This window comes from Streptomyces sp. NPDC048521, assembly GCF_043199855.1.
In the GTDB taxonomy this organism is placed as follows: domain Bacteria; phylum Actinomycetota; class Actinomycetes; order Streptomycetales; family Streptomycetaceae; genus Streptomyces.
On record NZ_JBICWR010000001.1, the window covers coordinates 894,269 to 905,490 of the forward strand.

The window sequence follows — 11,222 nt, forward strand, 5'->3', positions numbered from 1 at the left end:
GCCGCCTCACTGATTGTGCTCTTTTGTAGTGCTTACGGATGAGTTGCGACCACTTGGAGGGAGAGGGACCGTGCAGACCGACATCGATCCGCGCAACCTGATCGGCCGCAAGGCGTTCGACCGCAATGGCACCAAGATCGGCACCATCGACGAGGTGTACCTCGACGACGCGACCGGCGTACCCGAGTGGGCGGCCATACGCACCGGCTTGTTCTCACGGGACGCCTTCGTCCCGCTGGAGCCGAGCGAGCTGATCGACGGCGCCCTGCGGGTCCCCTTCGACCGCGCCCTCATCAAGGACGCCCCCGACTTCGGCGTGGGCCGCCACCTCTCCCCCGAGCAGGAACTCCAGCTCTACCACCACTACGGTCTCGACCTGGCCCCACCTCCCCCGCTCCCGGACCACGACTTCGGCAGACTGGCGGGCTCGGAGGAGACCTGATCCTCCGCATCCGGGGTCGGCTGCGGAGCCTCGTAGCGGTCACCGCCCGTTGGACCGACACGGGCGGGCCGGTCGGCGACGTCGCCCGCCGCCACCAACGGCAAGGGCTCCGCCTCCTCCAGCGCGGGATCGTCGACCCGGAACGTCCGCACCCGTCCCGGCTCCGACCGAGGCGTCTCGAAGCGCACCGTGACCCGGCCCAGGCCGCTGCCCTGCACCCAGCCGTGACCCCACTCGGCATGCCGTACGTCCTGCCCGGCACGCCACTGCCGCTCGGCGGGCTCCGGCTGCCGGGCCACGGCCTCGGGTACGACGTCCACGGCGAGGTCGCCCGCCGCCCGCTCACCCGCCGCCTGCGCGAACAGGTCCTCCTGGGTGTAGTCGGCCAGCCCGGTGACGCCCACACCGAGCAGCCGTACCCCGCCCGTGGTGTCCACGGAGTCCAGCAGCCGCGCGGCCGCCTCCCGGATGACGGCCGGATCGTCCGTGGGCCCGCGGAGCGTCTCGGAGCGGGTCAGGGTCGAGAAGTCGTACCGCCGCACCTTCAGCACGATGGTCCGCCCCGACAGCCCGGCGCCGCGCAGCCGCCGCACGCACCGGTCGGCGAGCCGCTGCACCTCCAGGCCGACCCGCAACCGGTCGTGGATGTCCACGTCGTAGGTGTCCTCGACCGACACCGACTTCGCCTCCCGCTCGGCCACCACCGGCCGCTCGTCGCGGGCCAGTGCCATGGCGTGCAGCGCGTGCCCGTGCGCCTTGCCGAGCAGCCGCACCAGTTCGTCCTCGCCCGCCTCCGCCAGTTCCTCGACCGTGGTGATCCCGGCCCTGCGCAGATGGTCCCCGGTGGCCGGCCCGACCCCGGGCAGGGTCCGCACCGGCATCGGCCCCAGCAGCGCCCGCTCGGTCCCCGGCTCGATGACCACCAGACCGTCCGGCTTGGCCTGCTCGGAGGCGATCTTCGCGAGCATCTTGGAGGCCGCGAGCCCCACCGACCCGGTGAGTCCCGTGACCGCCCGGATGTCCGCGCGCAGCTTCACCCCGGCCAGCCGCGCCGACTCCTCGTCCCAGGCCGCTCCCCCGGCCTCCAGATCCACGAACGCCTCGTCCAGGCTGAGCGGCTCCACCAGCGGCGACAGCTCCCGCAGCAGCGCCATCACCTGCTCGCTGACCGACCGGTACAGGGCGAAACGCGGCACCAGATACGCGGCATTGGGTGCCAGCCGGCGCGCCTGGGCCATGGGCATCGCCGAGTGCACCCCGAAGACCCGTGCCTCGTACGACGCGGTCGCCACCACCCCGCGCGGTCCGAGCCCGCCCACGACGACCGCCTTCCCGCGCAGGCTCGGCTTGGACGCCTGCTCCACCGAGGCGAAGAAGGCATCCATGTCGAGATGCAGGATCGTGGGCGCGTTTCTCACATGTCCGATGCTGCACCACGGCACTGACAATGCGGTGGCACCGGAGGGCGCCCGATCGGCCCGGCGGTCAGACCGCCCGGTTGCGGCGCCGTGCCAGCTCGTCCGCGGGGTTGTGGCCGACGAGGGTCTCGCCCGTGTCGATGCGCTCGCCGTGCAGCTGGGACAGGGCGCTCTCCACGTCCCGCCACACCACGCCGACGGCGATCCCGAAGATGCCCTGGCCGCCCTGGAGCAGGGCGTGGACCTCGTCCGGCGAGGTGCACTCGTACACGGTGGCGCCGTCGCTCATCAGGGTCATCCGCTCGAGGTCGCGGAAACCGCGTTCCCTGAGGTGCTGGACGGCCGTGCGGATGTTCTGGAGCGAGACACCCGTGTCCAGAAAGCGCTTGACGATCTTCAGGACGACGACGTCCCGGAAGCTGTACAGGCGCTGGGTTCCCGAACCGTACGCGGGCCGCACACTCGGCTCGACCAGGCCCGTCCGGGCCCAGTAGTCGAGCTGCCGGTAGGTGATCCCGGCGGCCGCGCAGGCCGTGGGCCCGCGATAGCCGATCTCCTCGGACGTCATGGACGCCGCCCCTCCGCCGTTCGGCACCGCCGCCGGCCGCTGCGGAGCGTGATCGACCGCGCTGCCGTGATGGGGATATCCCCCGCTCGAACGCAGCTGAGAGCTCGGGGGAGGGTACGGACCGCTCTCCCCGAAACCGCGTCCCGAGGCACCCCCAGCCGTACCGTCGCCGCTGGTTCTCACGCCGACCTCCGTCCTTGACCTGCCTTCTCGACGGTAGGCAGTCACCAGGGGTGCGTCAACGATCGCCACACTCGGCACGCCGAGTGATAATCACCCTAGGAGTGGTTTTCCGTGCCCCACCGCGGGGAAAGGCTAGCCGAATGCGCTCGTGAGAGGCCGTAGGACGCTCTCAATGGCCGGTGGCAATTGCCCACGAGCCGGGCCCCGCAAACGACCGGTGGCCGACCCCCCAGAACCCCGGTACGGCGGGCCGGCCTCGCACCGTCTGCCGCTCACTGGCTGCTGGTGCCGAAGTCCTCGGGCGAGATCTGGTCGAGGAACTCGCGGAACTTCTCCACCTCGTCCTCCTGCTCGTCCGGAATGGCGATACCCGCGTCGTCCAGCACCGTGTCACTGCCGTAGATCGGCGTTCCGGTGCGCAGGGCCAGCGCTATGGCATCGGAGGGACGGGCGCTGACCTCGACCCCACTGGCGAAGACCAGCTCCGCGTAGAAGACGCCTTCCCGCAGATCGGTGATGCGTACTTCGGTCAGGTCCTGGCCGACGGCCTCCAGCACGTCCTTGAACAGGTCGTGGGTCAGCGGTCGCGCGGGGGCCATGCCCTGCTGGGCGAAGGCGATGGCCGTCGCCTCCCCCGGCCCGATCCAGATCGGGAGGTAACGGTCGCCCCCCACTTCGCGCAGGAGCACGATCGGTTGGTTGGAGGGCATTTCGACCCGGACACCTACGACATCGAGCTCGTTCACACAGCAACCCTAGGCCGTGCTCGGGATGTTTGGGTAGTCGGGCCGGGAACAGGTGCCCGATCCGGCCGCTCCGGGACCCCGGATTCAGGGCAGCCGGACGCCGAGAGCGGTCTTCACCAGGGCCGCGTGCAGCTTCACCGTGAGCGCCGCCAGCTCCTTCGTACGGGCCTCGGCATGCGCCCTGGTCTGCGGATTGCGGTGCCGCTTGAGCGGGGCCACCACCTGGTCGACGAGACCCGCCTCACGGTCCGCGGCGGCCTTCATCACCCGAAGGTGGCGCGGCTCGATACCGAACCGGCCCAGCTCGGCGACGAGGGACGCCACGGTGACGACCTCGGCGTCGTACGCCCCGTCCTCCAGGGGCGCGATGAGCCCGTAGGACTCCCACTCCTTGAGCTCGGCATCGTCGATTCCCGCCGCCGCCATCAGCTCCGCCCTGCCGACCCGGGCCACCGTGCGCGCCCCGGACGGCTCCGGGACGTCCTCCGCGGTCCGCTGGCGCCCCACCAGGGGCAGCGGGACGGCCTCGCCCCGCTCCATGGCGTCCAGGTGCTCCCGGATGACCTTGAGCGGCAGATAGTGGTCCCGCTGCATCCGCAGGACACGCCCGAGGCGCTCGACGTCCCCGGCGCTGAACTTGCGGTACCCGGACGGGGTCCGCTGCGGCTCGATGAGGCCCTCCGACTCCAGGAAGCGGATCTTGGAGATGGTGACCTCGGGGAACTCGTCACGCAGCACGTTCAGCACCGTGCCGATGCTCATCAGCACGCCGTCCCTGGCGGCGGCACCGCTTCGGGCACCGCCGCTCGGTGTTTGAAGCATGGACCTTCCCTGGGGGTCCCCCCGGACGCCGGTCCGGGGGCGGGTCAGATGCCCTGCCGGCTCGCGTAGAACACCAGCCGGTACTTGCCGATCTGCACCTCGTCACCGTTCGCCAGAGCCACCTGGTCGATCCGCTCCCGATTGACGTACGTGCCGTTCAGGCTGCCCACGTCGGCCACGGTGAACGAGCCGTCCGGGGTACGCCGGAACTCCACGTGCCGACGCGAGACCGTCACGTCGTCCAGGAAGATGTCGCTCTGCGGATGACGGCCGGCCGTGGTCAGATCGCTGTCCAGGAGGAAGCGGCTGCCCGAGTTCGGTCCGCGGCGCACCACCAGCAGCGCCGAGCCCAGCGGCAGCGCGTCCACCGCGGCCTGCGCCTCCGGCGAGAGCATCGGCAGCGGCGTCTGACCGGTCGCCTCAGCCTCGTAGGCCTCGATGCCGGAGATCGAGATCGTGGACGTCGTCTCGGAGGCACGCTCCGGCGTCACACCGGGGCGCAGCGGCGCGCCGCAGTTGGAGCAGAACCGGGCGTTCTCCGCGTTCCGGTTACCGCACCTCGTACACACCAGGACCGACATGGACGGACCCTCCTGCCGCGGCTGCCCCGCCGGGGCATTGGACGCGTACGGGTCGGGGGCAAACCCTCCACCCGTACCTGAGGTTGACGGTTGCCCGAAACCTATGCCGCCGGACTGGGCAGGGTCAACAGACGCCGCGCCCTGACCACCGGAAATGTCACCGCCCGGACCAGCGACCTGGTCCCGGAACAGCGGGCGCTGGCCCTCCGCGTCAGGCTGTGCGCGATGGCGAGCGGTCGCGTTGTCGCTGCCCTCTCGCGCGCTCTTGCCGAACAACTTCGCAAACAACTTCACGGGCGATTCCCCTTGACCGAAACAGACCCGCCCGTGGGGCAGGACGAACCCTGATTGCCTACACCGGCCGAGCCGGACATCCTCACAACGTCCGTAACCACCAGACAGTTTCCACCACGCACCACCTCTTCGGTGCGCCGACCCCCCGCAACCTCATGCCCCTGCCGGACGTTCCCCATGCACCACCGGTTCACTGGGAGGACGACCGAGCGTAGTCAGGCCGCTTCGCCTGTCGCAAGGCATCCACGACGATCTTGTCCGACCGCTCGACGGTCACCGTGGCCTGCTCCTTCTCCAGGGTCTGCACCACGCCTCCAGGGATGTTCAGCGCCGGCTCCAGATCCTGCGGCTTGCCGATGACCTGGAAACGATAGGGAGCGTTGATCTTGTTCCCGTCGACGCTCACCGTCTTGCCCGCATCCGTGAAGTAGGTGTTCGCGACCACGCGAACACCGTTGACCTGGATCGCCTCCGCACCGGCCGCGCGCAACTCCTGGATCGCGTCGAGCAGCATGTCCGCCTGGACCGTCCCCTTCGTGTCCTCGATCGTCATCGTGATGCCGGGACCCCGCGCCGCCACGGTGCCCGCCAGGATGCCGAGTTGCCTCGCCTTCTCGGCGGTCTGCTTGCGGGCCTCCGCGGCCTGGTCGGAGCTGCTCTGCAACTCCTGGCGCTGCTTCTCCAGTCCCTGCTTCTCGTCCTGAAGACGCTGGGTACGCGAATCCAGTTCATCGAGGATGCGAACAAGATCTTCCTGGCGTGCGCCGCGCAACGCGCTGTCGCTGTCACTGTTCGACGCCACCTGCACGGCCAGCCCGAAGCCGAGGCCGAACAGCAGCACGGCGACGATGAGTTGGGCCCGGGTGACGCGCGGCGGCCACAGGCCCTTGACCAGCCGCTGCCGACCGGTCAGCGGCTCCTCGGGCTGCTTCCCCTGCGTCGGCCCGGCACCGGGCGCCGGGGCCGGCACCTCGGCCGGCAGTTCCTTGCGCAGCCTGTTCTCCGGCTGCTCGCCCCGGTCGTCGCTGATGTTGCGGCTGTCGTTGCCGTTCTCGTCGTTCATCGCCTCACGCCCGGAACACATGCCGGCGGATCGCCGCGGCGTTGGAGAAGATCCGGATACCCAGGACCACGACGACACCCGTGGACAGCTGCGCGCCCACGCCCAACTTGTCGCCCAGGAACACGATCAGGGCGGCGACGACCACGTTCGACAGGAACGACACCACGAAGACCTTGTCGTCGAAGATGCCGTCGAGCATGGCCCGCAGACCGCCGAAGACGGCGTCCAGCGCCGCCACGACGGCGATCGGCAGATAAGGCTCGACGACCGCCGGAACCTCGGGCCGGACCAACAGGCCGGCCACGACTCCCACGACGAGGCCCAGTACGGCGATCACGATGTGCCCTTCTCAGTTTTCTCGGCGTTCGGCTGTGCGGTGCGTACGATCACACTCGGCGCGGCGGGCAACCGGACGTCACCCTCCGTGGAGATGGTGGCGCGGATCCCGTAGTTCTCCTCCAGGGCATGCAGATACAGCCCGTCCGCGCTGTTCTGGAACCTGGTGCTCAGCCTCTCCCCGTCCCCCACCGCCAGCACCGTGTACGGCGGCACCAGCGGCTTGTTGTCGACCAGTATCGCGTCACCGGCGGCCCTGATCGCGGACAGGGCCGTCAGCCGCTGCCCGTTGATGGAGACGGCCTCGGCTCCGGAGGCCCACAGCCCGTTGACCACGCGCTGCATGTCCCGGTCGCGCACCCGGCCGGTGTCGGAGAACCCCGAGGTCTCCCGCGGATTGCCCCCGTCACCGCCGCCGCCGGCCTCCTTGGCGTCGTCCACGACGAGCCTGACACCGGGTCCGTGCACCGCGGTGGCGCCCGACAGCAGGCCCACCAGGTCCGCCTCCGCGCTACCGCCGCTCGACCTCAGCGCCGCCCGCTGCCGCGCGCCGACCTCGTCACGCAGCTTGTCGACGGTGCCCTCGAGCTTGTCCGCGGCCTCGGTCTCACTGTCGATGCGGTCGATCAGTTCCTGCCGCTCCTTGGCCACCACGGGAGCCGCCACCCGGGCCTGCGCCGCCCCCACGGTCACGACCAGTGCCGCGAGGACGAGACCGGCCGCGAGGCCCAGCTTCGCCCTGAGGGTCTTCGGCAGGCCGCCCTCGCCCAGGGACTTCTTCCGGGCAGCGGCCTCGGCATACCCGTCGTCGAGGCTGTGGTCCATGACGTTGGTGATCAACGACATGGAGGCGTCCGGGCGCTGCGGCCGCGTGGGGCTGCTCCGAACGGGGGGTTGCTGCGGCATGCCGCACATCGTCGCATGTCGCGAGCAGTACCTCCGAACGGCCCCACCCGCGTGCCGGACAGGCCCCCTTGGGGACACTTGTCCGGCACGCACGCGTGCAGCGGCTTTTGCCGCCCTCAGCCGTCCGGCGTCACCGGACGGCTGCTATCGGGACGGCTGCCGCCCACGGCCACCGGCCTCACCGGCCGGCGCTGTCCACGACGGCCGACCACTCGTCCAGCAGGGCCTGCGCGGAGGCGTCGTCGGGGCCTTCGGCCCACAGATGGGTGACCGCCTCGGCGGGGTCCGGCAGCACCATCACCCAACGCCCGTCGGTCTCCACGACGCGCACACCGTCGGTCGTGTCGACAAAGCGATCTCCGGCCGCCTCGACGACCCGCCGCATCACCAGACCCTTGACGGCCCACGGCGTCGCCAGGTCCCGCTTGAGGACGTGCGCCCGCGGGATCCGGGCGTCGATCTGGCTCAGCGTGAGCTGCGTCCGCGCCACGAGCCCGATCAGCCGCACGAAGGCCGCCGTGCCGTCGTAGACGCTGCTGAACTCAGGGACGATGAACCCGCCCTTGCCGTCACCACCGAAGATGGTGCCTTCCTCACCACCCACGCGCGTGAGGTCGTCCGGCGAGGTGGTCGTCCACTCGACCTGGGTGCCGTGGTAGGCGGCCACCTGTTCGGCGATCCGGGTCGTGGTGACCGGCAACGCCACCCGGCCGCTGCGCCGCTCGGCGGCCACCAGGTCCAGCATCACCAGGAGCGCCCGGTCGTCCTCGATGATCCGGCCCTTCTCGTCCACAAGCGACAGCCGCTCGCCGACGGGGTCGAACCGCACCCCGAACGCGGCACCCGAGGACGCCACGATCTCACCGAGCCGCACTAGCCCCTTGCGCCGCATCTCCTCCGTCTCCGTCGGCCTGGACTCGTCGAGACCGGGATTGATGGTCAGCGAGTCCACGCCGAGCTTGCCGAGCAGGCTGGGCAGCACGAGCCCGGCGCTGCCGTTGGAGGCGTCCACGACGACCTTGAGACCCGATTCCGCGATCCCCGTCGTGTCGACGTTCCGCAGCAGCGACCCGGTGTAGGAGTCGAAGACGCTCGCCGGGAAGTACAGGTCACCGATCTCCCCGGGGAATGCCCGCCGGTACTCCTGCCGCGCGAACACCCGGTCGAGCTTGCGCTGACTGCCCTGCGACAGGTCCGCGCCGTTGCCGTCGAAGAACATGATGTCGACCGAGTCCGGCACGCCGGGCGAGGTGCGGATCATGATGCCGCCGGCGCTGCCGCGCGCGGTCTGCTGCCGTGCCACGGGCAGCGGCACGTTCTCCAGGTCGCGTACGTCGATGGCGCTGGCCTGCAGCGCGGAGATGACCGCCCGCTTGAGCGCGCGGGCACCTCGGGAGTGGTCGCGGGCCGTGGTGACGGTGGCGCCCTTCTTGAGGGTCGTCGCGTACGCGCCGGCGAGCCGCACCGCCAGCTCCGGCGTGATCTCGACGTTCAGGATGCCGGTCACACCACGGGCACCGAACAGATGGGCCTGTCCCCGGGACTCCCAGATGACCGACGTGTTGACGAACGCACCGGCCTCGATGGTCTTGAACGGATAGACCCGGACGTTGCCCTGAACGATCGATTCTTCACCGATCAGGCACTCGTCACCGATGACCGCGCCGTCCTCGATCCGGGCTGCGCGCATGATGTCGGTGTTCTTGCCGACGACACAGCCGCGCAGGTTGCTGTGCTGTCCGACGTACACGTTGTCGTGCACGACGGCTCTGTGCAGGAAGGCCCCGGTCTTGACGACGACGTTCGAGCCGACGACGGTGTGCTCGCGGATCTCCGCGCCGGCCTCGACCTTCGCATAGTCGCCGATGTAGAGCGGTCCGCGCAGCACGGCGTCGGGGTGCACCTCGGCCCCTTCGGCCACCCACACGCCCGGGGAGATCTCGAAGCCGTCGAGGTCGACGTTGACCTTGCCTTCGAGGACGTCGGCCTGGGCCTTGACATAGCTCTCGTGCGTGCCGACGTCCTCCCAGTAGCCCTCGGCGACATAGCCGTAGATGGGCTTGCCTTCCTTCATCAGCTGCGGGAAGACGTCGCCGGACCAGTCGACCGGAACATCGGGATCGACGTAGTTGAAGACCTCGGGCTCCATGACGTAGATGCCCGTGTTGACGGTGTCGGAGAAGACCTGTCCCCAGGTCGGCTTCTCCAGGAAGCGTTCGACCTTCCCTTCCTCGTCGACGATGGTGATGCCGAACTCCAGGGGGTTGGGCACACGGGTCAGGCAGACCGTGACCAGCGCACCCTTCTCCTTGTGGAAATTGATCAGCTCGGTGAGGTCGAAGTCGGTCAGAGCATCGCCGGAGATGACGAGGAAGGCATCGTCCTTCAACGCCTCTTCGGCGTTCTTGACGCTTCCGGCGGTACCGAGTGGCTTCTCCTCATTGGCATACGTGAGCTCCATTCCGAGCTCTTCGCCATCGCCGAAATAGTTCTTGACGAGCGATGCCAGGAACTGCACCGTGACAACGGTCTCGGTGAGTCCGTGCCTTTTGAGCAGCCGTAGCACGTGCTCCATGATCGGGCGGTTGGCCACGGGCAGGAGCGGCTTGGGCATGCTAGAGGTCATGGGGCGCAGGCGGGTGCCTTCGCCCCCGGCCATCACGACGGCCTTCATGTCGGAAGCGTCCTCCTCCAAGAGACGACGGTCTAGCCGACTTCACCCGTCCAGATTGTCCCGCACATTTCCACCGCGGGCCATCGAGGCGTTACGTCAGGACAATCGCCGAGCTCAATCGGCCATGGCGTCCGCACGAACCAAACGGCGGACTTGTACCACGTACAGCACTCCTGCCCACCAGTAGAGAGTTGTACCCCATCCGGCGAACGCCCATCCGAAAATAGCAGCGAGTGACGCGATCCAACCAGTTCCGTCACTGAGGAGCAGGAGCGGGAAGGCGTACATCAGGTTGAAGGTGGCGGCCTTCCCGAGGAAGTTCACCTGCGGCGGCGGATACCCGTGCCGACGGAGGATGCCCACCATCACCAGGAGAACCAGCTCCCTCGCCAGCAGCAGGCCGGTGAGCCAGATCGGCAGGATCTCCCGCCAGGTGAGACCGACCAGCGTGGAAAGGACGTAGAGCCGGTCTGCGGCGGGGTCGAGAAGCCGGCCGAGGCTGCTGATCTGATTCCAGCGCCGGGCGAGCTTGCCGTCGAGATAGTCGCTGACCCCGCTGAAGGCCAGCACCAGGAGAGCCCAGCCATCACTGTTGGGGCCCCCGAACTCCGGCCTGAGGATCAGCCACAGGAAGAGGGGTACGCCAACGAGCCGCGCCATGCTGAGGATGTTGGGGATGGTGAGGACCCGGTCTGTCTGGACACGGGTCTCCTGGACCTCCACCCGGGGGCCTCCTGTGCGAAACGAGCCAACGATGCCCCCTGACCCTACCTCAACGCAAAAAAGCTCCGGCTCTCGGGCTTATGCCCAAGAGCCGGAGCTGTAAAAGGAGTTCGGCGGTGTCCTACTCTCCCACAGGGTCCCCCCTGCAGTACCATCGGCGCTGTGAGGCTTAGCTTCCGGGTTCGGAATGTAACCGGGCGTTTCCCTCACGCTATGACCACCGAAACACTATGAAACTCTCAACCGAAACGCCATACAAAAGGCGACGTGGTCGTGGTTTCAGAACCAACACAGTGAACGCGAGCGTCTGAGGACAAGCCCTCGGCCTATTAGTACCAGTCAACTCCACCCGTTACCAGGCTTCCATATCTGGCCTATCAACCCAGTCGTCTACTGGGAGCCTTACCCCATCAAGTGGGTGGGAGTCCTCATCTCGAAGCAGGCTTCCCGCTTAGATGCTTTCAGC

At 68.8% G+C, this 11,222-nt stretch carries 11 protein-coding genes and 2 rRNA genes; 1 reads left to right on the forward strand and 12 read right to left on the reverse strand.

Annotated elements, in window-relative coordinates:
• Positions 1-70 precede the first annotated feature (70 nt).
• Complete coding sequence (locus tag ACGFRF_RS04390; RefSeq protein ID WP_393737063.1) at positions 71-442, forward strand: PRC-barrel domain-containing protein; 372 nt, start codon at positions 71-73, stop codon at positions 440-442.
• Here ACGFRF_RS04390 and ACGFRF_RS04395 read toward each other — a convergent pair.
• From ACGFRF_RS04395 to ACGFRF_RS04450, 12 genes are all read right to left on the reverse strand, one after another.
• Positions 364-1,860, reverse strand: a complete 1,497-nt coding sequence (locus ACGFRF_RS04395; protein ID WP_393737064.1) for a DNA polymerase IV — start codon at positions 1,858-1,860, stop codon at positions 364-366. The genes ACGFRF_RS04390 and ACGFRF_RS04395 overlap by 79 nt on opposite strands.
• A gap of 67 nt (positions 1,861-1,927) precedes the next feature.
• Positions 1,928-2,611, reverse strand: coding sequence for a MerR family transcriptional regulator (locus ACGFRF_RS04400; RefSeq protein ID WP_393737065.1), 684 nt, complete (start codon positions 2,609-2,611; stop codon positions 1,928-1,930).
• Positions 2,612-2,883: 272 nt separating this feature from the next.
• A complete protein-coding gene (locus ACGFRF_RS04405; RefSeq protein WP_393737066.1) occupies positions 2,884-3,357 on the reverse strand; it encodes a bifunctional nuclease family protein in 474 nt (157 codons plus the stop codon).
• 84 nt (positions 3,358-3,441) lie between these two features.
• Positions 3,442-4,179 carry a MerR family transcriptional regulator gene (locus ACGFRF_RS04410; RefSeq protein WP_393737067.1) on the reverse strand — a complete coding sequence of 246 codons (738 nt, stop codon included), beginning with the start codon at positions 4,177-4,179 and terminating at the stop codon, positions 3,442-3,444.
• 44 nt (positions 4,180-4,223) lie between these two features.
• On the reverse strand, positions 4,224-5,054 hold the full coding sequence (locus tag ACGFRF_RS04415) for an FHA domain-containing protein (RefSeq protein ID WP_393737068.1): 831 nt from the start codon (positions 5,052-5,054) through the stop codon (positions 4,224-4,226).
• Between the two features lie 190 nt (positions 5,055-5,244).
• Entirely contained in the window at positions 5,245-6,117 is an 873-nt protein-coding gene (locus tag ACGFRF_RS04420) for a DUF881 domain-containing protein (protein WP_393737069.1), read from the reverse strand.
• Positions 6,118-6,121: 4 nt separating this feature from the next.
• On the reverse strand, positions 6,122-6,454 hold the full coding sequence (locus tag ACGFRF_RS04425) for a small basic family protein (protein WP_003988855.1): 333 nt from the start codon (positions 6,452-6,454) through the stop codon (positions 6,122-6,124).
• Positions 6,451-7,368 carry a DUF881 domain-containing protein gene (locus ACGFRF_RS04430; RefSeq protein ID WP_393737070.1) on the reverse strand — a complete coding sequence of 306 codons (918 nt, stop codon included), beginning with the start codon at positions 7,366-7,368 and terminating at the stop codon, positions 6,451-6,453. The genes ACGFRF_RS04425 and ACGFRF_RS04430 overlap by 4 nt, the downstream gene beginning before the upstream one ends.
• A 169-nt stretch (positions 7,369-7,537) precedes the next feature.
• Positions 7,538-10,033 carry a sugar phosphate nucleotidyltransferase gene (locus ACGFRF_RS04435; protein WP_393737071.1) on the reverse strand — a complete coding sequence of 832 codons (2,496 nt, stop codon included), beginning with the start codon at positions 10,031-10,033 and terminating at the stop codon, positions 7,538-7,540.
• Between the two features lie 114 nt (positions 10,034-10,147).
• Positions 10,148-10,756 (reverse strand): CDP-alcohol phosphatidyltransferase family protein, encoded by a 609-nt coding sequence (locus tag ACGFRF_RS04440; protein ID WP_393737072.1) that lies wholly within the window; start codon positions 10,754-10,756, stop codon positions 10,148-10,150.
• Positions 10,757-10,864: 108 nt separating this feature from the next.
• Positions 10,865-10,981, reverse strand: a 5S ribosomal RNA gene (rrf, locus tag ACGFRF_RS04445).
• Between the two features lie 84 nt (positions 10,982-11,065).
• Positions 11,066-11,222 (reverse strand): 23S ribosomal RNA (locus ACGFRF_RS04450); the annotation flags it as partial.